Here is a 21453-nt window from a genome sequence, read left to right as displayed (position 1 = left end):
CGCATAGCCTTTGGAGGGCGCGGGGGCGATTGGCGGGATGCCGGGCCCCCGCGCGCCCGTCCGGGCGGGGGGCATCCTCGATGCGGCGCATCGCCATCGCGGCCCTTGCCGCCGTCTTCGCCATCCCGGTCGCCGCGGACGACACCGTCGTTCTGAGGGGGCCGGAGGGCCTTGAGGTGACAGGCGCGCTCCTGGACCATGACGGCCGCTTCTACCGGATCGGCGCGTCCGAAGGCGTGCTGACGCTGGACGGCGCCGCTTTCGAATGCGAGGGCGCGGCCTGCCCCGACGCGCCGAACCGGCTGCAGGAGGTCGTCATCCTCGCCGATCCGGTGGCCTCGGACGTCCTCCTCCCCGCGTTGATCGAAGCGCATGCCGCCCGAACCGGGCGCGAGGTCGAGCGGTTCCCCGAGGCGGCGGGCGCCGTCTGGGTCCTGGGCGGGGCGGACGAGGCGGAAGTCCTGATCCACGTCCGCCCCGTCCCCGCGGCCGAAGCCCTCGCGGCCCTCGCTGCCGAGGCCGCCGACATCGCCGTGACGACCCGCCCGGCGACCCCGCGCGAGCGCCGGTCCGCGGAAGCGGCGGGCGCCGGCGATCCGGACGCCGCCGGTCGCGGCCGGGTGCTGGCGCTGATGGGGCTGGTGCCGGTGGCGGCGCCGGGAACCGACCTGGAGGCGCCGACCCTGCCGCAGCTCGCCGCGCTCTTCGCGGGCGGCGGCGGGGGCCGGTCCGGCCCTGGAGATGCCGCCGTGCCGGTGCGGCCCCATCTGCCGCTGCCGGACACGGGCGTCGATCCCGCCTTTCGGGAAAGGGCGATGGCCGCCGCCGGGCGCGAGGTCGCCGCGGACGTCGCACGGCACGCCGACGAGGCGGCGCTGCTCGGGGCTGTTGCGGCGACCCCGGGGGGGATCGGGGTCGCGGTCGCCGATGGCGACGTGGGCCCGGCGCGGGCGCTGGCGCTGCGTCCGGCCTGTGGGCCGCCCGTGAGGCCGAGCGCGGCGGCGGTGCGATCCGGGGACTGGCCGCTGGTCGCGCCCGTGATGGTCTATCTTCCCCCCCGGCCCGCTCCGCCCGAGGCGCGCGCGCTTCTGCGCTTCATCCTCTCGATCGAGGCCCAGCTGGTGATCCGCCGTGCCGGGTTCGTGGACCAGGCCGCGGCCGGCGTGCCGATCGCCCAGCAGGGGGAGCGGTTCGCCAGCGCGATCCTGGCGGCGCGCGATGCGGAGGACCTCGCCGAGCTCCGGCGCATGACGCGGCGGCTGCGTCCGCTGGCGCGTCAGGGCGAGACCTTCCGTTTCGAAGCCGAAGGTGCCGGCCTCGATGCGACGTCACGCGAGGCCATCTCTCGGCTCGCCGAGGCGCTGGCGACCGGGCGACGGCAGGGGCCGGTCCTCCTGGCCGGATTCTGGAGCGGCGAGGCATCGGCCGTGTCCAACCGCCGGCTCGCCTTGCATCAGGCGCGGCGGGTCGCCGCCGCGCTGCGGGCGGCCCTGCCCGAGGGAACGGAGGTAGAGATAGAGGTGGACGGGTTCGAGGAGGTCCCGCCGCCGGGCTGCGACGATGGGCCGTGGGGCCGGCAGGCCGGTCGCCGCGTCGAAATCTGGCTGCCCCGGAACCCCTAGATCAGCCCTTCGGCGCGGAAGCTGACCTCGCCGCCTGCGCCGATGACGACGTGGTCGTGCAGCACGAGGCCGAGCGCGTCCGCCCCGTCGCGGATGCGGTCGGTCATCATGATGTCAGCCTCCGAGGGGGTGGGGTCGCCCGAGGGATGGTTGTGCACGAGGATCAGCGCGCTCGCGTCGAGCTCGAGCGCGCGCTTGAGCACTTCGCGCGGATAGACGGGAACGTGGTCCACCGTGCCCCGGCCCATCCCCTCGTCCGCGATCAAGGCGTTCTTCCGATCGAGGTAGAGGCAGCGGAACGCCTCCGTCGTCTCGTGCGCGAGGGCGGTGCGGAGGTAGTCCAGGATCGCGCGCCAGGACGATATGACCGGCCGCTGCATCACCCGGGTCCTCGCCAGGCGGCGCGCGGCGGCGGCGACGATCTTCACCTCCTGCGCGACGGCCTCGCCCACGCCATGCACCTCGCGCAGGCGGGCGGTGGGTGCGGCCATGAGGCCCGCGAGATCGCCGAACTCGTCGAGTAGGCGACGGGCGAGGGGCTTCACGTCCTGCCGCGGTATGGCGCGGAAGAGGATCAGCTCCAGCAGCTCGTAGTCCGGCATCGCATCCTCGCCGCCCTGGAGGAACCGCTCGCGCAGGCGGGTGCGATGGTCGCGGATGTAGGACGGCAGACGCCCCTTGTGGTCGGGCGCGACGGTGGGCGGCGGCGCGGCGCGCGCGATCACCGGCATCTCGCCGAAGCCAGGCGCCTCGTCGGGGGAGGGCGCCTCGCCCTCCCCCAGGAGGGGGAGCATCGTGTCCTGAAAGGTGGAAGGCTGGGTCATGCCCCAGCCTTCGGACGATTTCGTTAAGGAATGGTTGACGGCCTAGCCGGTCATCCGCTCCCAAAACGACTTGACCCGGGCCCCGAAGCCCGAGGATTGCGGGTTGGTGGACGCGTCGCAGAGACCCTCGAACTCGCGCAGGATCTCCTTCTGGCGGCTCGTCAGGTTCACAGGCGTCTCCACGGCCAGCTCGATGAACATGTCCCCACGCCCGCCGCCGCGAAGCATCGGCATCCCCTTGCCGCGCAGGCGCATCTGCCGGCCCGACTGCGAGCCTGCCGGCACCTTTACCTTGGACCGTCCGCCCTCGATGGTCGGCACCTCGACGTCGCCGCCGAGCGCGGCCGTCGCGATCGAGACCGGGACCCGGCAGAAGAGGTGCTGCCCGTCGCGTTGGAAGATCGGGTGCTCGGCCACCTCGACGAAGATGTAGAGGTCGCCCGAGGGCCCACCGCGCAGGCCGGCCTCACCCTCCCCGCCGAGGCGGATGCGCGTTCCGGTCTCGACCCCCGCGGGGATGTTGACGTTCAGGGCGCGGTCCTTCTCGACCCGGCCGGCGCCGCCGCAGACATGGCACGGATCCTTGATGATCTGGCCTGCGCCGTTGCAGGTCGGGCAGGTGCGCTCGACGGTGAAGAAGCCCTGCTGCGCCCGCACCTTGCCAAGCCCCGAGCAGGTCGGGCAGGTCTGCGGCTCGGCGCCGCTCTCGGCGCCGGTGCCCTCGCAGTTGCCGCAGGTGACGGAGGTGGGAACGTCTATGGTCGCCTGCTTGCCCGCGAACGCCTCCTCCAGCGTGACGGAGAGGTTGTAGCGCAGGTCCGAGCCACGGGACGCGCGACCGGCGCGGCCACCGCCCTGACGCGTCCCGGACATCCCCCCGAAGAGGTCGTCGAACACGTCAGAGAACGCGGAGGCGAAGTCCTGGTTCTGATACCCGCCACGCCCGCCGAACGGATTGCCGCGCGCCCCGCCCCCGCCGCCGCCTTCGAAGGCGGCATGGCCGAACCGGTCATAGGCGGCCTTCTTGTCGGGGTCCTTCAGGACGTCGTGCGCCTCGTTCACTTCCTTGAACTGCGCTTCGGCCTTCGGGTTGTCCGCGTTGCGGTCGGGATGTAGTTCCTTGGCCTTGCGGCGGTAGGCCTTCTTGATCTCGTCCGCGCCGGCGCCCTTCGAAAGGCCGAGCACCTCGTAGTAGTCGCGTTTCGCCATTCTCGAATGTCCCCTCGAACGGGATGCGGCCGGCCCCGGAAGGGGACCGGCCGCCAGACGTCAGACAGGGTGGATCACGACGCGCGCTTGTCGTCGTCGAGATCCTCGAAATCCGCGTCGACGATGTCGTCGTCCACGCCACCCGGCTGGTCCTGGCCCTCGGGGGCCTCCTCGCCGGCTTCCTCCTGGCTGGCCTTGTAGATGGCCTCGCCCAGACGCATGGACGCCTCGGTGACGTTCTGGATGCCCGAGCGGATCTTCCCCGCGTCGTCGCCCTTCATGTCCTCCTCGAGGGCGCCGAGCGCCAGCTCGATCGCCTCCACGGTGGACGGATCGACCTTGTCGCCGTGGTCCTTGAGCGACTTCTTCGTCGCCTCGACCAAGCTCTCGGCCTGGTTGCGGGCCTCGACGAGCTCGCGGCGCTTGGCGTCCGCCTCGGCGTTGGCCTCGGCATCCTTGACCATCTGCTCGATCTCGTCGTCCGAGAGGCCGCCCGACGCCTGGATGGTGATCTTCTGCTCCTTGCCGGTGCCCTTGTCCTTGGCGCCGACCTCCACGATGCCGTTGGCGTCGATGTCGAAGGTCACCTCGATCTGCGGCATGCCGCGGGGCGCGGGGGGTATGTCCTCGAGGTTGAACTGGCCGAGCAGCTTGTTGTCGCCGGCCATCTCGCGCTCGCCCTGGAAGACGCGCAAGGTCACCGCGTTCTGGTTGTCCTCGGCGGTCGAGAAGACCTGGGACTTCTTCGTCGGGATTGTGGTGTTGCGGTCGATCAGGCGGGTGAACACGCCGCCCAGCGTCTCGATGCCGAGGCTCAGCGGGGTCACGTCCAGAAGGACCACGTCCTTCACGTCGCCCTGCAGCACGCCCGCCTGGATGGCGGCGCCCATCGCGACGACCTCGTCGGGGTTCACGCCCTTGTTCGGCTCGCGGCCGAAGAACTTCGTGACCTCGTCGATCACCTTGGGCATCCGCGTCATGCCGCCGACCAGGACTACCTCGTCGATGTCGCCCGCCGACAGGCCCGCGTCCTTCAGGGCCTCCTTGCAGGGCTTGATCGACTGCTTGATCAGGTCGGAGACCAGCGATTCCAGCTTGGCCCGCGTCAGCTTGACGACGAGGTGCAGCGGCTGGCCGTTCGAGCCCATGGAGATGAACGGCTGGTTGATCTCGGTCTGGGTCGAGGAGGACAGCTCGATCTTGGCCTTCTCGGCCGCCTCCTTGAGGCGCTGGAGGGCCATCTTGTCGGCCGTCAGGTCGACGCCGTGCTCCTTCTTGAACTCGTCCGCGAGGTAGTTGACGATCCGCATGTCGAAGTCCTCGCCCCCGAGGAACGTGTCCCCGTTGGTGGACTTCACCTCGAAGAGGCCGTCGTCAATCTCGAGGATGGTGATGTCGAAGGTGCCGCCGCCGAGGTCGTAGACGGCGATCGTCTTCGTGTCCTTCTTGTCGAGGCCGTAGGCCAGCGCGGCGGCCGTCGGCTCGTTGATGATGCGCAGCACCTCGAGGCCGGCGATCTTGCCGGCATCCTTCGTGGCCTGACGCTGGGCGTCGTTGAAGTAGGCCGGCACGGTGATGACCGCCTGCGTCACGTCCTCGCCGAGATAGCTCTCGGCGGTCTCCTTCATCTTCTGGAGGATGAAGGCGGAGATCTGCGAGGGCGAGTACTTCTCGCCGCGGGCCTCGACCCAGGCGTCGCCGTTGCCGTTCACAACGTTGAAGGGGAGGTTCTTCTTGTCCTTGGCGAGATGCTCGTCGTCGAAGCGGCGCCCGATCAGGCGCTTCACGCCGAAGACGGTGTTCTCGGGGTTCGTCACCGCCTGCCGCTTGGCGGGCTGGCCGACGAGGCGCTCGTCCTCGGTGAAGGCGACGATGGAGGGGGTGGTCCGCGCGCCTTCCGCGTTCTCGATCACGCGGGGGGTGGACCCGTCCATGATGGCCACGCACGAGTTCGTGGTGCCGAGGTCGATGCCGATGACCTTTGCCATATGTCTGCTCTCCTAAAGGCGATTGGGGCGTCCGCCCGTTCTGGCGCTGGACGCCGATCCCACTGGAAAACCGGAGCGACTGATCGTCCCGCCGGTGCTGCGGGATCATATAGGAAGGCCGTTTTCGCGCCGCAACGCGGATGCGGGGAGAAATCTCGCGGGTTCGTGATCGCCCGGGCGGCGCCCGGACGGCGGGGCGCGGGGGCCGCGGGAGGTGGGCGCCTAGCGCCCCGCCGTCCAGGACAGGGACACGGACCTGCGGGTCGTGAACTCAGCCATCAGGCCGATCGTCAGGCAGACCATGCCGACCCAGAACGGGTAGCTCACCGAGGAGAAGTGCGGGTTATAGTTCACGAAGGCGAAACCCCGCGTCTGGTCGATGACGTGGAAGAGGGGGTTCCAGTCGAAGAACGCCAGCAAGGCCGGCGGCAGCGAGTTGGCGACGAACATCTTTCCGGACGTGATCATGTTGGCCCTGGTGTAGAACTGGCGGACCATCCCCAGCATGCCCGGCGCCCACGGGGTGATCGCGTAGAAGAGCACCCCGACCGCCGAGCCGACGAACCAGCACAGGACGAACATGCCGAGGACGCCGGCGGGCTGGTCGATCTCCACCGGGCGGATGGCGAGGTGGTAGATGCCCAGCATCAGGAACACCGCCAGCGCGTTCTTGTAGAGCGAGGCGAGCGCCGCCGACCCGAGCGCCACGACCGTGTTCATCGGCGCGTGCTGCATCATCGCGGAGGCCGGCCCCTCGGCCGAGGCTGTGGCCGCCAGCGACTTGTTGAAGACGAGGAACATGAAGATCCCCGTCATGACGTAGACGAGGAAGTCGCCGCGGATCGCGAACTTCCGGGTGCCGAGTATCTCGAACATGAAGTAGAACACAGCGACGAGGAGGACGGCCTGCATCACGTCCTGGAGGAGCCCCCAGATCGGGGTGCGGCTGCTCTGCCGGACGCTGCGCACGGCCCCGTGATAGACGAGCTCGGCCAGTCGGAGCGCCGAGGCCGCGCTGGAGCGGCTGCGCCGCCGATGATCCCACATGCCGGTCCCCCGCCGATGCCGATGGCCGTCCGCGCGGTCCCACAAAGAGGTTGCCCGGGCGCCGCGGTGGAGCATAACCGGCGCGGCGGCCGGAACAAAGGGACGGGACCGATGGACATGGATCGTCTTGTGGCGACGATGCGGCGGCTGGCGCTCGCCGGCGGCGAGGCCATCATGGAGGTCTACGGCTCCGGCGACCTCGGGGTCGAGGCCAAGGCCGACGACAGCCCCGTCACCCGCGCGGACAAGGCCGCCGACGCCGTCATCTCGGCCGGGCTGCGCGAGGCGTTCCCGGACGTCGCCCTCGTCACGGAGGAGCAGGCGGCCACCCATTCGAAGGTCGCGGACCGCTTCCTGATCGTCGATCCGCTCGACGGCACGAAGGAGTTCGTGCGCCGCCGCGGCGACTTCACCGTGAACATAGCCCTCGTGGAGGACGGCGCGCCCGTGCGCGGCGTCGTCTATGCGCCCGCGCGGCGGCGCCTCTTCTACACGGACGCCTCCGGCGCCTCGGTCGAGGAGGAGGGGCCGTTCGGCCGGGCCCCCGGCCGGACGACGCCGCTGCAGGCGGCGCATCCGGGCGGCCCCTTGCGCGTCGTCGCGTCCAAGTCGCACCGGGACGCGGCGACGGACGCCTACATCGCGCGCTACGACGTGGCCGGGATCGTCTCCGCCGGCTCGTCGCTGAAGTTCTGCCTCGTCGCCGCCGGGGAGGCGGACCTCTATCCCCGCTTCGGCCCGACGATGGAATGGGACACCGCCGCCGGGGACGCCGTGCTGCGCGGCGCGGGGGGGCGGATGATCGACCTCGGGACGGGCGGGACGTTCCGCTACGGCAAGCCGGGCTACCGCAACGGCTCCTTCCTCGCGCACGGGCCGGGGGTGGCACCGCGATGAGTGTCCTCGTCGCGATCCCCGCGCGCTACGCCTCCTCGCGCTATCCCGGAAAGCCCCTCGCCGAACTGCGGGGCGCGTCGGGGGCGGCGCGCTCGCTCGTCCGCCGCTCGTGGGAAGCTGCGCTGGAGGCCGCGCCCGGCGCCCGCGTCGTGGTGGCGACGGACGACGACCGCATCCGCGACCACGCGGCGGGCTTCGGCGCCGAGGTGGTGATGACGCCCGCCGCGTGCCGCAACGGGACCGAGCGGGTCGCGGCCGTTCTCGACGTCGTCGGGGCGGGCTTCGACGTCGTGGTGAACCTGCAGGGCGACGCGCCCCTGACGCCGCCTTGGTACGTCTCGGCCATCCTCGCCGCCATGGAGGAGGGCGCGGCCGTCGCGACGCCCGTCCTTCGCGCGAGCCGCGAGCATGTCGACGCCCTGCGGGCGGACCGGGCCGCGGGGCGCGTGGGGGGGACCACCGCCGTGGTCGCGCGGGACCGGCGGGCGCTCTACTTCTCCAAGGAGGTCATGCCGCACGGGGGCGACGGGGCGACGGTGCCGGTCTGGCACCATGTCGGCCTCTACGCCTACACCCCCTCGGCCCTGGCGGCCTACCGCCTTTGGCCCGAGGGGGTCCTGGAGAAGGCCGAGGGCCTCGAGCAGCTGCGCTTCCTCGAGAATGGGCATCCCGTCCGCTGCGTCGAGGTCGAGGCCCGCGACCGCCCCTTCTGGGAGCTGAACAACCCCGAGGACGTGCCCCGGATCGAGGCCATGATGGTCGAGATCGGGATGTACTAGCGGCGGGACGCGCGGCGGCGCGCCCGCCGCACGGCCGGTCCCGGCGGGAAGGACGGCGGGCGGAACCGGACCCTCGTCCCGGGCGTCCCGATGGTGCAGGGTGGCGCGATCCCCCGTCCGCCGCACGCACCAAGGAGGTTCCCGATGCCACGCAAGGTCACGAAAGCCATCTTCCCCGTCGCCGGCCTGGGGACGCGGTTCCTGCCCGCGACCAAGTCCGTCCCGAAGGAGATCATGACCCTCGTGGACAAGCCCCTGATCCAGTACGCCATCGACGAGGCGCGGGCGGCGGGGATCAAGGACTTCATCTTCGTCACCGCCAAGGGCAAGTCGGCGCTCGAGGACTACTTCGACCAGTCCCCCGAGCTGGAGCGCACGCTGAAGAAGAAGGGCAAGGACGACCTCCTGCAGGCGCTGAAGGAGTCCAACATGGATTCCGGCGAGATCGCCTATACCCGTCAGGCCAAGGCCCTGGGGCTGGGGCACGCGGTATGGTGCGCGCGCCGCTTCGTCGGGAACGAGCCCTTCGCCGTGATGCTGCCCGACGACGTGATCCAGTCGGACGACAAGCCCTGCCTGCAGCAGATGGTCGAGGCCCACGCCGAGACCGGCGGCTGCATGGTCGCCGCCATGGAGGTGCCGAAGGACAAGGTCAGCGCCTACGGCGTGCTCGACGTGGAGGAGGATCACGGCGCGATCGTGAAGGTGCGCGGCATGGTCGAGAAGCCGGACGCGGAGGAGGCGCCGAGCAACCTCGCCGTGATCGGGCGCTACATTTTGACGCCGGAGGTCATGCGGTCGCTCAACCGCACGAAGGCCGGCGCGGGGGGGGAGATCCAGCTGACCGACGCCATCGCCGAGCAGATCGACGGCGGCGGGGTATACGGCCTGCGCTTCCGCGGGCAGCGGTTCGACTGCGGCTCGAAGGCCGGCTTCCTTCAGGCGACCGTCGCGTTCGGTCTGTCGCGGCCCGATCTCAGAGAGGACCTCGAGGGATTCCTCGCGGAGGTCATGGCCTCCCGCACCGCCGCGCAGTAAGGCATCCCCCGGACGTGTGGGGGGTGCGGTCATGATGGAGGGAAAGGGCGCCGTCCTGGTCACGGGCGGCGCGGGCTACATCGGGTCCCACGCCTGCAAGGCCCTGCGTCGCGAGGGCTTCCTTCCCGTCACCTTCGACGATCTCTCGACGGGCAACCCCGCCGCGGTGCGGTTCGGCCCGCTGGTCGAGGGCGCGTTGCACGACGCCCGCGCGCTGGACCGCGCCTTCGCCGAGCACCGGCCGATCGCGGTCATGCACTTCGCCGCGTCCTCGCAGGTGGGCGAGGCGATGGCTCGGCCGGGGCGGTACTGGCGCAACAACCTCGGCGGCTCGCTGGAGCTGCTGGAGGCTACCGTCCGGGCCGGCGTGGGCGCGCTCGTCTTCTCCTCGACCTGCGCGGTCTATGGCGACCGGGACGGCGAGGTCCTGGACGAGGGCGCGCCGCGGCTTCCCCTGAACGCCTACGGCGCCTCCAAGCGGGCGACGGAGGACATGCTGCGCGACTTCGAGGCGGCGCACGGGCTGCGGCACGTGATCTTCCGCTACTTCAACGTCGCCGGCGCCGACCCGGAGGGAGAGGTCGGCGAGGCGCACGACCCGGAGACGCACCTGATCCCCGCGATGATCGAGGCCGTCCGCGGCATGCGCCCGGCGCTCACGATCCACGGCACCGACTACGCCACGGCCGACGGCACCGCCGTCAGGGACTACGTCCACGTCCTCGACCTCTGCGAGGCGCACGTGGCGGGGCTGGAGCGGCTCCTGCAGGGGGGGACGAGCCGGGCCTACAACCTCGGCTCGGGGACGGGCTACTCCGTGCGCGAGGTGGTCGAGGCCGCCCGCGCGGTCACCAACAGGGAGGTCCCGGTCGTGGAAGGTCCCCGGCGCGCGGGCGACGCCGTGCGCCTCGTCTCCGGATCGCGCCTCGCCGCGGACGAGCTCGCCTGGACCCCGACGCGGGGCCTGCGCGCCATGATCGAGGACGCATGGCGGTGGCATACGGGACCGGGCTTCGGCCCCCGGGCGTGAGGCGGCGGGTCGAAGGCGCCACATACGAGCCGCTGCGCGGGGCGGCCCGCGAGGCGGCCCTAGCCTGGAAGCTGCGCTGGCGACGCCTGCACCGGCTGCGCGACGCCCGCCACTCGGGGCGCGACCTCGTTCCGCTCGGCGCCCCGCCGCGGCTGCCCGCGGGCGCGATACCAGTCTTCGCCGTCGTCCGGGACGAGATCGAGCGGCTTCCCCATTGGCTCGAATGGCACCGCCGGATCGGCGCCGGGCCATTCGTCGTGGTGGACAACGGCTCCTCCGACGGAACGACCGAGCTTCTCCTCGGCGAGGAAGACGTCCATCTCTGGCGGACGGAGGCGTCCTATCGGGCGTCCCGGTTCGGCGTGGACTGGTTGAACCACCTCCTGCGCCGTCATGGGACCGGCCGCTGGTGCGTGGTGCTCGACGCGGACGAGCTGCTTCTGGCGCCCCATCACGGCGTCCGCGACCTTCGCGCGCTCACGACTTGGCTGGACGGCCGGGGCGGCAGGTCGATGGGCGCGCTGATGCTCGACCTCTATCCAGACGCACCCGTCGGCGCGGGGCCGGCCTTCGCGCCCGGGGACGATCCCCTCGCCGCGCTGACGCTCTTCGATCCGGACGGCTATCGCGGAACGCGCCAGCGGGTGCTTCGGAACCTCTGGATCCAGGGCGGCCCGCGGGACCGGCTGTTCCACCGGGCCGCGCCCCGCCGCGCGCCGACGCTGAACAAGCTTCCCCTCGTCCGGTGGCGAAAGGGCGACGCCCTCGTCAACTCGGCGCACACAGCGCTGCCGCGGGGGCTCAACGACGTCTGGGAGAGGGTGCCCGGCACGCCTGCGCAGGACCTGGCGCGGCCGGTGGCCGCGCTCCTGCACACGAAGCTCCTGCCGATGATCCGCGCCCGCTCGGCGATAGAGAAGGCCCGCGGCGAGCATTTCCACGACCCCCTCGGCCATGACGGGTACTACGACGCGCTGATCGCGGGCCCCGACTTCCGGCACGGCGGCAGCCTGGCGCTGGAGGGGTGGGAGCAGCTCGAGCGGCTGGGCCTGATCACCCGCGGTGCCTGGACGTAGCGGCGCGGACGCTCGGACGTGCGCGACGATCCCGCGCTCTTTACCAGAACCTAACGGGTTCCTAGACAACTGGCGAGCGCGCGGGTCGTCCCGCGTCACGGGACGGGCCGGCACCATGGGCATAATCGATTCCTACCGGATGCGCGTCGCTCGCCGCCGCCTTCGCCTTCGTGCCCTTCGCAAGTCGCGAGAGCTTTCGATCCTTGCCGACCGCACCGGACGGATCGGGCCGCGCGACGTGGTGGTGCTGGCGACGATTCGGAACGAGCGGCTGCGCCTGCCCTACTTCCTGCGTTACTACCGCGGCCTCGGTGTGGGGCACTTCCTCCTCGTCGACAACGGTTCGGACGATGGAGGCGCGGAGTACCTGCGCGATCAGCCGGACGTGTCGCTCTGGCACGCGGAAGGATCCTACCGGTCCGCCCGCTTCGGCACCGACTGGACGAACCACCTCGCGTCGCGCCATGCCGACGGGCACTGGGTCCTGACCGTCGATCCGGACGAGTTCTTCGTCTATCCCTTCTGCGACACGCGGCCCGTGACCGCCCTGTGCGACTGGCTCGATGTGGCGAGGATCCGGGCGTTCCCGGCGATGCTGCTCGACATGTACCCCAAGGGGCCGATCGACGCGCAGCCCTACCAGGAAGGGCAGGACCCCCTCGAGATCGCGTCCTGGTTCGACAGCGGCAACTACTTCTACCGCAGGAACGCGCGCTACGGGAACCTGTGGATCCAGGGCGGGCCGCGCATGCGGGCCTTCTTCGCGGACGATCCGTCCGGCGCGCCCGCGCTCAACAAGATCCCGCTCGTCAGATGGCGCGGGCACTACGCCTACGCCTCGTCGACCCACATGCTGCTGCCGCGTGGGCTGAACCGGGTCTACGACGACGTCGGCGGCGAGAAGGCGTCGGGCGTTCTCCTGCACGCCAAGTTCCTCAGCACGTTCGGCGAGAAGGTCGAGGAGGAGCTCGAGCGCCGCCAGCACTACGGCGCCGGCCGCGAATATGCCGGCTATGCCGGATGGGGCGGGAAGGCGCCCGACCTCTGGAATCGTTGGAGCGAGAAGTACATCAACTGGCGCCAGCTCGAGGTGCTGGGCCTGATCTCCAAAGGGAACTGGGTGTGACGGTCGGGGTCGTCATGCTTGTGCACGAGGCCCTGCACCGCGCCGGCGAACTGGCGCGGCACTGGTCGGACGCCGGATGCCCAGTCGTGATCCACGTCGACAGCAACGTCGGCGACGCGGCCTTCGCGCGGCTCAGAGGCGCCACCGCCGACCTCGGGCGGGTCACCTTCTGCAAGCGGTTCCGCTGCGAATGGGGGACCTGGTCGCTCGTGCAGGCGACGCAGGCCGCCGCCGAGCAGATGCTGCGCCAGCACGAGGACGTGCGGCACGTCTACCTGACCTCGGGATCCTGCCTGCCACTGCGGCCCGTCGCCGAGCTGAAGGACTATCTCGCCGCCCGGCCCCGCACCGACTTCATCGAGAGCGCGACCACCGCCGACGTCGCCTGGACGGTCGGCGGCCTCTCGGCGGAGCGTTTCACCTTGCGCTTCCCCTTCTCGTGGCGGCGGCAGCGGGCCCTCTTCGATCGGGCGGTCGCGCTGCAGCGCAGGGCGGGCTACCGGCGCCGCATTCCGCCGGGGATCGAGCCGCACCTGGGCAGCCAGTGGTGGTGCCTGACGCGCCAGACGCTCTCGGCGATCCTCACCGATCCCGCCCGGGCCGAGCGCGACCGCTACTTCCGCCAGGTCTGGATCCCGGACGAGAGCTACTTCCAGACGCTCGCCCGCAACTACGCCGTCAACATCGAGAGCCGGTCGCTCACGCTCTCCAAGTTCGACTTCCAGGGCAAGCCGCACATCTTCTACGACGACCACCTCCAGCTCCTGCGGCGGTCGGACTGCTTCGTCGCGCGCAAGATCTGGCCCCGGGCCGACCGTCTCTGGGCCGCGTTTCTCGCCCCCCCCGCAGACATGCCCGAGCGGTCCGAGCCGCAGCCGGGCAAGATCGACCGGCTCTTCGCCCGTGCGGTCGAGCGGCGGACCCGCGGCCGGCCGGGCCTCTTCATGCAGTCGCGCTATCCCCGCGAAGGGTTCGAGAACGGGAAGACCGCGAATCCCTTCTCCGTGTTCGAGGGGTTCGACCGCCTCTTCGAGGACTTCGAGGGATGGCTGGGCCGCGCCCTCGGCACGGACGTCCACGGCCGCCTCTTCGACGAGGGCGGCGCGCGCTTCGCCGATGGGGGGGACGTCCACGCCGGCGGGCTTCCCGCCGCACCGGCGGTGCGGGACCACAACTGCCATCACTGGTTCCGCAGCCTCGTCTGGAACACCCGGGGAAAGCGGCAGTGCTTCATGTTCGGCCCAGAGGATGCCCAGGACATCACCTGGCACCTGTCGGCGGACGGCAACGGCGACTTCTCCGTCATCACGGGGGCCTGGGCGATCCCGCTCTTCCAGCAGGGCGGGGACTTCGCCGAGACGCGGCGGCTGGCCTCGCGACTCCAGCGGATCGAACAGGGGCATGTCGAGATCCTGCGCTCGCCCCATTCGCGGGCCCGGACGCGGATCTGGAGCCTGTCGGACGTCGTCCTGCACCCCATGGCGCCGCTGCAGCAAATCCTCGACGAGATCGGGCCCAAGGCCGCGACGCCCCTCGCGGAGGCCCCGCGCATGGTCGACCTGTCCGGCTTCTCGAACTTCCTGCGGGCGCTGAAGAACCAGGGGATGCACCTGCCCCTCGTCGGCGACTTCCCTGCCGAGGTCGAGGTCGCCGGGCCCCCGTCCGAGCGACGCCGGCGCCGACCCTACCTCGTCAAGTGAAGGGCTTCGTCGTCCTCGCGGAGATGCGGACAGGGTCGAACCATCTCGAGGCGTCCCTGAACGCGATGGACCGGGTGACCTGCCATGGCGAGGCGTTCAACCAAGCCTTCGTCGGCTATCCCGATCAGGATAAGGTACTGGGCTTCGATCTGGCGCGCCGGCGTTCCGATCCTGCCGGGATGCTCGAGGCGATCGCCGCGCAGCCAGGGCTGAACGGGTTCCGCTACTTCCACGATCACGACCCGGCGGTGTTCGACCTGGTGATGCGCGACCCGGCTTGGCGGAAGGTCGTGCTGACGCGCGACCTGCTCGACAGCTTCGTCTCGCTGGAGATCGCGCGGGCGACCGGCCAGTGGAAGCTGACCCGGCCCAAGCACCGCAGGACGGCGCGGATCACCTTCGATCCGGCACGCTACGACGCCTATCGCCGCGAGGTGGAGGGGTTCGCGTCCCGTCGCCGCCACGCCCTGCAGGAGAGCGGGCAGGCGGCCTTCGACGTCGCATTCGAGGAAATCGGCGATCCCATCGTGATCGGCGGGCTCGCGCGGTTCCTCGGGACGGAGCCGCCGGCGAGGCTGGGGGGGCGTCTGGTTCGGCAGAACCCGCCGGACCTGCGCGAGAAGGTCGAGAACTTCGACGCCATGATCGCCGCCACGGCGGCCCGTCCCGCCGAGCCCGAGAGCGAAGCCACGAGGACCGCCGCGGTGCCGAGCTGGCGCGCCTCCGCGGCCGTTCCGCTTCTGCACATGCCGGTGCGCGGCGGGCCGGAGGCCGCGGTCACCGCTTGGCTGGAGGGGTTCGGGCCGCTGGAGGACGCATTCGACCAGAGGCGCCTGCGCCAGTGGAGCCGGCACCACCCGGGCCACCGGCGCTTTGCCGTCCTGCGCCATCCCGTTCGCCGCGCCCATGCCGTCTTCGCGAGCCGCGTCCTCGGCACGGGCGAGGGCCCGTTCCTCAAGGTCAGGGAGCGGCTGCAGCGGGACTGGGGCCTCTCCTTGCCGAAGGGGGCTGCGCGGGGGGGCTGGGACGCGGCGCGGCAGAAGGCGGCGCTGCTGGGCTATCTCGGCTTCGTGCGGGAGAATCTCTTGGGCCAGACGTCGATCCGCGTCGAGGCGGATTGGGCCACCCAGGCGGCGCAGATCGCGGGCTTCGCGCAGGTCGCGCCCCCCGACCTCGTCCTCCGGGAGGGCGAGCTGCAGAAGGCACTTCCCGCCCTGGCCTCACGGGTCGGCGCGGAAGCGCGCCCCTTCGCCGGCGCCGTGGACGATGCCCCCGTGCCCCTAGCCGACTACTACGACGACCAGGTCGAGCGCGCGGTGCACGAGGTCTACAGGCGCGACTACGTGATGTTCGGCTTCGGACCCCTCGCCTAGGCGGCGGCGGCGGTCCGGTCGGTCAAGATGGCGTGGAGCGGATCAGGATCGGCGTTCGCCCGCAGCTTCGCGCGGACGTCGACGTCGCGCATCATCCGGCTCACGGCGGCGAGCGCCTTGAGGTGCTCGACCCCGCTGCTGGCGGGCGCGAGGAGGCAGAACACCAGATCGACCGGCTGACGGTCGACGGCCTCCCACTCGACGGGCTTCTCGAGGCGCACGAAGCATCCACGCACCCGGTCGAGGCCGTCGAGCCGGGCATGCGGCAGGGCGACGCCGTGGCCGACCCCGGTCGGCCCGAGGGTCTCGCGTTCCATGAGGGCGGCCACGACGGCGTCCGTCCTCAGCCCGTAGGCCGATGCGGCCAAATCGCCGGCCGCCATCAGGACGCGCTTCTTCGACGCGGCGGTGGCGGACGGCCTCACGGCCTCCGGGGGGAGGATGTCCACGATCTGCATGTGCTGCACCTCGTACTGCCCGCGGCGTGGCGGCCGTCTACGCCGCCTCGCGCCGCTCCGCGTTGCCGGGCTCAGGCCGATCCGCCGGGATCGATCCAGCCGACGTTTCCGTCCTCGCGCGCGTAGACCACGTTGATCCCGCCGTTCCCTTCCTTGCGGAAGACCAGCACCGTCGCGCCCTTCAGCTCCATCTGCATCACCGCCTCGCCTACCGAAAGGGAGGGGATCTGCGTCTGCATCTCCGCCACGATCAGCGGCGCGAGGTCCTCGGAGCTCTCCTCCTCCTCGCTCGGCGCGAGCACGTAATGGGCGCCTTCGAGGACTTCAATGGGCCGTGCTCGCCCGGCGTGATGGTTCTTGAGGCGGCGCTTGTAGCGGCGAAGCTGCTTGTCCATCTTCTCGCCGCAGGCGTCGAAGGCGGCGTAGATGTCCGGCGCGCGGGCGCTGGCCTGGACCGTCATGCCGGTCGAGAGGTGGATTTCGGCGTCGCAGGAATGCTCGTGCCCGCGCCGCGAGAAGACGATCTCCGCGTCCGTGGGCCGTTGGGAGTACTTCGACAGGATGCCCTCGATCTGCGAGGTCACATGGCCGCGCAGCGCCTCGCCCACGTCGATCTGCCGTCCGCTCACCCTGGTCCGCATCGCCTCTCCCTTCGTCCGGCCGCCACGCGCGGCCCCGGCATCATCGCGCGGCGCACGGGGGGCCTGTCAACGCCTCGCGGCGGCGCCCATTCGCCACGCCTCAGACGATCCGGAAGCCCTCTCCGAGATAGACCTTCCGCACCGCCTCGTCCTCGACGATCTCCTCCGCCGTGCCGGACATCAGCACCGCGCCGTCGTGGAGTATGTAGGCCCGGTCCACGATCCCCAGCGTCTCGCGCACGTTGTGGTCGGTGATGAGGACCCCTATGCCGCGCGTCCGGAGGTCCCCCACCAGCGTCCGGATGTCGCCGACGGCGATGGGGTCCACGCCGGCGAACGGCTCGTCCAGCAGCAGGTAGCGCGGGGCCGAGGCGAGGCAGCGCGCGATCTCGAGCCGCCGCCGCTCCCCACCAGACAGGGCCGTCGCGGGCGCGCGGCGCAGGTGCTCGATCCCGAACTCGGCGAGGAGCCGCTCGAGCGTTCCGGACCGCTTGCGGCGAGAGGGCTCCGCGATCTCGAGCACCGCGAGGACGTTGTCCTCGACCGACAGGCCGCGAAAGACGCTCATCTCCTGGGGAAGGTAGCCGATTCCGAGGCGGGCGCGGCGATACATCGGCAAGCCCGTGGCGTCACGTCCGTCGATGGCGACGGTACCGGAATCGGGCGGCACGAGGCCGGCGATGCAGTAGAAGCTGGTGGTCTTGCCCGATCCGTTCGGGCCAAGCAGGGCGACCACCTCGCCCCGGCCGAGGTCCAGCGAGATGTCGCGGATCACGGGGCGCTTGCGATAGGCCTTGCTCAGGCCGCGTATGCGGAGGCCCCCGCTCCCCTCGATGACCTCCGGCGCGCTCACTGAAGGACGGTCCGGACGTTGCCTTCGGCCTGCGCCTCGCCGGTGGCGAGGTTCACCGTGGCGCTGTCGGCGGAGATCGCCGTCTCGCCCTGCGACAGGAGGACGTCGCCCGTCAGCACGACGACGCCCGCGTCCACGTCGTAGGAGGCGGACCGTGCCTCGGCCGCGTCGGGCCCGGAGACGAGCGTGACCCCCCCCGTGGCGTCGAGCCGGGCGATGCGGCGGTTTTCTCCATCATAGGCGACCTCGACCCGCGCGGCGCTGAGCCGGATCTCGCCCTGTCCGATCACGACGCCGCCCTCGAACACCGCCGATCCGCCGTTCCGCGCCACCGAGAGGGAGTCGGCGGTCACCTCGACCGGCGCGCCGACGTCCTGCGCACCCCCTCCGAACGGGACCTGCGACAGGGCCGGCGCGCCGACGACGAGCGCCAAGATCAGGACGAACGGACGCATGGCAGGCTCCGGGGTTCAAGTGGGGGGGCGATACACGAGGGCGACGCCGTCATCAAAGGTCAGCCCCTCCGCATCGAGCGTCAGGAGCCCGGCGGACAGGTCGCCGAGCGGCCCGGCCCCGTCCACGGGGCCGGTGCTGCGCATGGCGGTCAGGTCGAGCCTGCCGTCGAGCCCATCGGCATCGAGGTCGTAGCCGTCCGAGGTGCGGACCGTCAGGCCGCCGCCGAGGGAGAAGGTCCCAGAGGCCGGGTCGATCCGGCCCACCGCCGCGTCCAGCGCCACGTCGCGGGCCGTGCCCTGCAGGGTGACGGAGAGGCCGGCCGCGGTGACGACGGAGGGCTCGCGCGGGTCGGGCCGGCCTTCCTCGGCGGTGATGCGGATCGCGTCCCCGTCCTGCGTGACGCCCGCGAAGTCGGGCGCGCGCAGCCGCTGCTCGCGGGCGAGGGCGTCGATCTCGGCGTCCGAGTAGGGGATCGTCGGGACCGTGCCGTGGTCGCGCGAGAGCAGGAACAGGACCGAGAGGAGCGCGAGCGACAGAACCGGCAGCATGATCTTCGCCAGCCGCACGAAGCGGGACCAGCCGTCGAGGGCGGCCCCCCGCGCCATCAGTGCGCGAAGATGTCCTGGTCGGCCCAGCCCATCAGGTCGAGCCGCGCGCGCGTGGGCAGGAAGTCGAAGCACGCCCGGGCGAGATCCGTGCGCCCCTCGCGCTCGAGCCGGTCCTCGAGGATGTCCTTGATGCGGTGCAGGTGCAGGACGTCCGAGGCGGCATAGCTCAGCTGCGCCTCGTTGAGGTCCTCCGCGCCCCAGTCGGAGGATTGCTGCTGCTTGGAGATGTCGACGTCCAGAAGCTCGTGCGTGAGCTTCGCAAGGCCGTGGCGGTCCGTATAGGTCCGCACCAGCTTCGAGGCGATCTTCGTGCACCAGACCGGCGCGGCGAGCGTGCCGAAGGCGTGGAGGAGGACCGCGATGTCGAAGCGCCCGAAATGGAAGAGCTTCAGCACTTCCGGGTCCGCCAGCATCCGCTGAAGGTTTGGCGCCTCGCGCTGCCCCTGCGCCACCTGGACGAGATGCGCGGTCCCGTCGCCGCCCGACATCTGCACGAGGCACAACCGGTCGCGGTGCGGGTTCAGGCCCATCGTCTCGCAGTCGATGGCGACGACGGGGCCCATGTCGACGTCCCCGGGCAGGTCGCGCTGATGGAGGTGGATGCTCATGGAAAGGGCCTAGCGGGCGCCGCGTGCCGCCGCAACGGGCGCGAGGGCCTCGGCGAGCCAGCGAAGCTCGGCCTCGTCGATGCCGTGCCCCGCGCCGGGCATGACGTGCTCCGTCACCGCGGCGCCCATCGCGCGCAGCACGTCCGCGCTCCGGCGCACCCGGGCGAGGGGGATGTGCGGGTCCCGCTCGTGGCAGCCGAGAAGGACCGGCACGCCATCCAGCCGGCCGTGATACTCCATCCGCTTGTCCGCCGCGCCATGAAGGGCCCGATCCGGCGTGCCCTCTCCTTCGGCGGTGCCGATCAGCGCGCCGGACAGGACGGCGACCGCCCGCCAAGCCGCCGGGCGCCGGGCCGCGACCTCCGCCGCGAGGCAGGCGCCTTGGCTGAACCCGCCGAGCGCGATCCGCTCCGGCGCGACGCCGCGCCCGCCGAGATCGTCGAGGATCGCACCCGCCATGCGCAGCGCCGAGGAGAGGTGCGGCTCGTTCGCGGCGAGGGGCGCGAGGAAGCTCTCCGGCCACCAGGAGCGGCCGGCCGCCCCTGGGGCGAGCACGGCGACGTCCGGGATGGCGAGATGCTGCGCGAGCCCCAGCACGTCCTCCGGCGCGCCGCCGCGCCCGTGGAAGAGCAGCAGGGTCGACCTCGCCTCCTCCGGCGAGGGACCGAGGGCGAGGATGCGGGGTTCGGCGTGCGGATCGGTCATGAAGCGTCAGCCGCCGGGGCGGGGATCGGTTCCATCGGTCGAGGGAATGGTGCCCAGAAGAGGACTCGAACCTCCACGTCCATACGGACACCAGCACCTGAAGCTGGCGCGTCTACCAATTCCGCCATCTGGGCGATCGCGTGTGGCGGCGCACTAAGCCGGGGCGTGGGGGGTGTCAACGGGCCGCTTGCGGGGATTTTCCCGCCCGGCTACTGCGGTGCCCGCACCCGAGGAGACGCCCCCATGGCCATGCCGAAGAACGCCCCCGCCGCCGGCCCGAACCTCGTGACGATCTACGGCGGCTCGGGCTTCGTCGGGCGCTACGTCGCGCGGCGCATGGCGCGGGCCGGCTGGCGGGTGCGGGTGGCCTGCCGCAACCCGAACGAGGCCCTCTTCGTGAAGGTCTACGGCAATGTCGGCCAGGTCGAGCCGGTGTTCTGCAACGTCCGTGACGACGCTTCCGTGGCAGCGGTAATGGAGGGGGCGGACGCGGTGGTGAACTGCGTCGGCATCCTGGAGGAAGCCGGGCGCAACACCTTCCGCGCCGTTCAGGAGGAGGGCGCCGAGCGCATCGCGCGCCTCGCCGTCGAGCGCGGCATCGGCCGGATGGTGCAGATCAGCGCCATCGGCGCTGATCCCGGCTCGAAGTCGGCCTACGCGCGCACCAAGGCCGCTGGCGAGGCCGCGGTGCTGCGCCACCTGCCGGACGCCGTGATCCTGCGTCCGTCGATCGTCTTCGGGCCGGAGGACGAGTTCTTCAACCGCTTCGCCTCCATGGCCCGGTTCGGTCCCGTCCTGCCGGTCGTCGGTGCCGGCACGCTGTTCCAGCCGGTCTACGTGGACGACGTGGCCCATGCCGCCGAGAAGGCCCTGACCGGTGCCGCCATGCCCGGCATCTACGAGCTGGGAGGCCCCGACGTCGCCACCTTCCGCGAGTTGATGGAGCAGATGCTGGACGTCATCGGCCGCCGCCGCCTGATCGGCAACATCCCCTTTCCCCTCGCCAGCGCGATGGGTTGGGGCGCCGGCGCCGCCAGCCGGCTGAGCTTCGGGCTGGTGCCGCAGCCGGTCACGGTGGACCAGGTCCGCAACCTGCGACGCGACAACGTCGTCGCGGGCAGGGCGATGACCTTCGCCGACCTCGGGATCGAGCCGATGTCGATGGAGGCGATCCTTCCGGGCTATCTCTGGCGCTTCCGCAAGGGCGGAGAGTACGCCGAGATCACCGAGAGCGCGAAGGACCTGCGCGAGGACATCTAGCGCGGCCTCCGCTCGGTTCCCGACGGTCCGGCTTGCCGGAAGGCGCGATCAGATTAGCTCTCGTCCTGCACACACATGAAGGCAGGGGGCCGTCTTCGCGGCGCCCCTCGCTTCCCCCTTTCGGGCGTCCGTATCCGAAAGCGGGGCATCAGGAT

The 21453-nt window shown here is 71.3% G+C and carries 21 protein-coding genes and 1 tRNA gene; 10 read left to right on the top strand and 12 right to left on the bottom strand.

What is annotated here, in order from left to right:
- The first annotated feature begins 80 nt into the window (after nucleotides 1-80).
- Nucleotides 81-1622: a PstS family phosphate ABC transporter substrate-binding protein gene (locus tag BCF33_RS09235; RefSeq protein ID WP_106160656.1), complete on the top strand. Its 1542-nt coding sequence runs from the start codon at nucleotides 81-83 to the stop codon at nucleotides 1620-1622.
- On the opposite strand, the gene radC is transcribed toward BCF33_RS09235, so the two are convergent.
- The 4 genes from radC to BCF33_RS09215 form a co-directional block, all read right to left on the bottom strand.
- Nucleotides 1619-2446, bottom strand: coding sequence for a RadC family protein (gene radC / locus BCF33_RS09230; RefSeq protein ID WP_106160655.1), 828 nt, complete (start codon nucleotides 2444-2446; stop codon nucleotides 1619-1621). The genes BCF33_RS09235 and radC overlap by 4 nt on opposite strands.
- Nucleotides 2447-2488: 42 nt before the next feature.
- Entirely contained in the window at nucleotides 2489-3655 is a 1167-nt protein-coding gene (gene dnaJ, locus BCF33_RS09225; protein WP_106160654.1) for a molecular chaperone DnaJ, read from the bottom strand.
- A 74-nt stretch (nucleotides 3656-3729) separates the two neighbouring features.
- Nucleotides 3730-5643 (bottom strand): molecular chaperone DnaK, encoded by a 1914-nt coding sequence (gene dnaK / locus BCF33_RS09220; RefSeq protein ID WP_106160653.1) that lies wholly within the window; start codon nucleotides 5641-5643, stop codon nucleotides 3730-3732.
- A 222-nt stretch (nucleotides 5644-5865) separates the two neighbouring features.
- Nucleotides 5866-6690, bottom strand: coding sequence for an ABC transporter permease (locus BCF33_RS09215; protein ID WP_106160652.1), 825 nt, complete (start codon nucleotides 6688-6690; stop codon nucleotides 5866-5868).
- Between the two features lie 111 nt (nucleotides 6691-6801).
- Between BCF33_RS09215 and cysQ the strand changes: the two genes are divergently transcribed.
- The 8 genes from cysQ (at nucleotide 6802) to BCF33_RS09175 (ending at nucleotide 15709) form a co-directional block, all read left to right on the top strand.
- Complete coding sequence (cysQ, locus tag BCF33_RS09210; RefSeq protein ID WP_146132806.1) at nucleotides 6802-7587, top strand: 3'(2'),5'-bisphosphate nucleotidase CysQ; 786 nt, start codon at nucleotides 6802-6804, stop codon at nucleotides 7585-7587.
- Nucleotides 7584-8366 (top strand): 3-deoxy-manno-octulosonate cytidylyltransferase, encoded by a 783-nt coding sequence (locus BCF33_RS09205; protein ID WP_106160651.1) that lies wholly within the window; start codon nucleotides 7584-7586, stop codon nucleotides 8364-8366. The genes cysQ and BCF33_RS09205 overlap by 4 nt, the downstream gene beginning before the upstream one ends.
- 144 nt (nucleotides 8367-8510) lie before the next feature.
- Entirely contained in the window at nucleotides 8511-9404 is an 894-nt protein-coding gene (gene galU, locus BCF33_RS09200) for a UTP--glucose-1-phosphate uridylyltransferase GalU (protein WP_106160650.1), read from the top strand.
- A gap of 31 nt (nucleotides 9405-9435) precedes the next feature.
- Nucleotides 9436-10434, top strand: coding sequence for a UDP-glucose 4-epimerase GalE (gene galE / locus BCF33_RS09195; protein WP_106160649.1), 999 nt, complete (start codon nucleotides 9436-9438; stop codon nucleotides 10432-10434).
- Nucleotides 10431-11510, top strand: coding sequence for a glycosyltransferase family 2 protein (locus tag BCF33_RS09190; protein WP_158259399.1), 1080 nt, complete (start codon nucleotides 10431-10433; stop codon nucleotides 11508-11510). Before galE ends, BCF33_RS09190 begins: the two co-directional genes overlap by 4 nt.
- Nucleotides 11511-11625: 115 nt before the next feature.
- On the top strand, nucleotides 11626-12636 hold the full coding sequence (locus tag BCF33_RS09185; RefSeq protein ID WP_106160647.1) for a glycosyltransferase family 2 protein: 1011 nt from the start codon (nucleotides 11626-11628) through the stop codon (nucleotides 12634-12636).
- Nucleotides 12633-14336, top strand: coding sequence for a DUF5927 domain-containing protein (locus tag BCF33_RS09180; protein WP_106160646.1), 1704 nt, complete (start codon nucleotides 12633-12635; stop codon nucleotides 14334-14336). Before BCF33_RS09185 ends, BCF33_RS09180 begins: the two co-directional genes overlap by 4 nt.
- Entirely contained in the window at nucleotides 14333-15709 is a 1377-nt protein-coding gene (locus BCF33_RS09175; protein ID WP_106160645.1) for a nodulation protein NodH, read from the top strand. Before BCF33_RS09180 ends, BCF33_RS09175 begins: the two co-directional genes overlap by 4 nt.
- On the opposite strand, the gene BCF33_RS09170 is transcribed toward BCF33_RS09175, so the two are convergent.
- From BCF33_RS09170 to BCF33_RS09135, 8 genes are all read right to left on the bottom strand, one after another.
- The gene (locus BCF33_RS09170; protein ID WP_106160644.1) at nucleotides 15706-16167 is read right to left on the bottom strand and encodes a PTS sugar transporter subunit IIA; all 462 of its coding nucleotides are present in this window, start codon (nucleotides 16165-16167) and stop codon (nucleotides 15706-15708) included. The genes BCF33_RS09175 and BCF33_RS09170 overlap by 4 nt on opposite strands.
- A gap of 71 nt (nucleotides 16168-16238) precedes the next feature.
- Complete coding sequence (gene hpf / locus BCF33_RS09165) at nucleotides 16239-16808, bottom strand: ribosome hibernation-promoting factor, HPF/YfiA family (protein ID WP_106160643.1); 570 nt, start codon at nucleotides 16806-16808, stop codon at nucleotides 16239-16241.
- Nucleotides 16809-16908: 100 nt separating this feature from the next.
- Nucleotides 16909-17661 (bottom strand): LPS export ABC transporter ATP-binding protein, encoded by a 753-nt coding sequence (gene lptB / locus BCF33_RS09160; RefSeq protein ID WP_106160642.1) that lies wholly within the window; start codon nucleotides 17659-17661, stop codon nucleotides 16909-16911.
- Nucleotides 17658-18116, bottom strand: coding sequence for an LptA/OstA family protein (locus BCF33_RS09155; protein ID WP_106160641.1), 459 nt, complete (start codon nucleotides 18114-18116; stop codon nucleotides 17658-17660). The genes lptB and BCF33_RS09155 overlap by 4 nt, the downstream gene beginning before the upstream one ends.
- Nucleotides 18117-18131: 15 nt before the next feature.
- Entirely contained in the window at nucleotides 18132-18722 is a 591-nt protein-coding gene (locus BCF33_RS09150) for a hypothetical protein (protein ID WP_106160640.1), read from the bottom strand.
- Nucleotides 18722-19333 (bottom strand): ribonuclease D, encoded by a 612-nt coding sequence (locus BCF33_RS09145; RefSeq protein WP_106160639.1) that lies wholly within the window; start codon nucleotides 19331-19333, stop codon nucleotides 18722-18724. Before BCF33_RS09145 ends, BCF33_RS09150 begins: the two co-directional genes overlap by 1 nt.
- Nucleotides 19334-19342: 9 nt before the next feature.
- Nucleotides 19343-20038: an alpha/beta hydrolase gene (locus BCF33_RS09140; RefSeq protein WP_106160638.1), complete on the bottom strand. Its 696-nt coding sequence runs from the start codon at nucleotides 20036-20038 to the stop codon at nucleotides 19343-19345.
- Nucleotides 20039-20085: 47 nt separating this feature from the next.
- A tRNA-Leu gene (locus tag BCF33_RS09135) sits at nucleotides 20086-20172 on the bottom strand.
- A 109-nt stretch (nucleotides 20173-20281) separates the two neighbouring features.
- Here BCF33_RS09135 and BCF33_RS09130 point away from each other — a divergent pair.
- Nucleotides 20282-21298 (top strand): complex I NDUFA9 subunit family protein, encoded by a 1017-nt coding sequence (locus BCF33_RS09130; protein WP_245883796.1) that lies wholly within the window; start codon nucleotides 20282-20284, stop codon nucleotides 21296-21298.
- The last annotated feature ends 155 nt before the right edge of the window (nucleotides 21299-21453 follow it).

It is taken from the genome of Hasllibacter halocynthiae (genome assembly GCF_003003095.1).
GTDB lineage: Bacteria > Pseudomonadota > Alphaproteobacteria > Rhodobacterales > Rhodobacteraceae > Hasllibacter > Hasllibacter halocynthiae.
The sequence above is the reverse complement of the archived record's forward strand: the minus strand, read 5'-3'. Positions and strand labels throughout refer to the sequence as shown.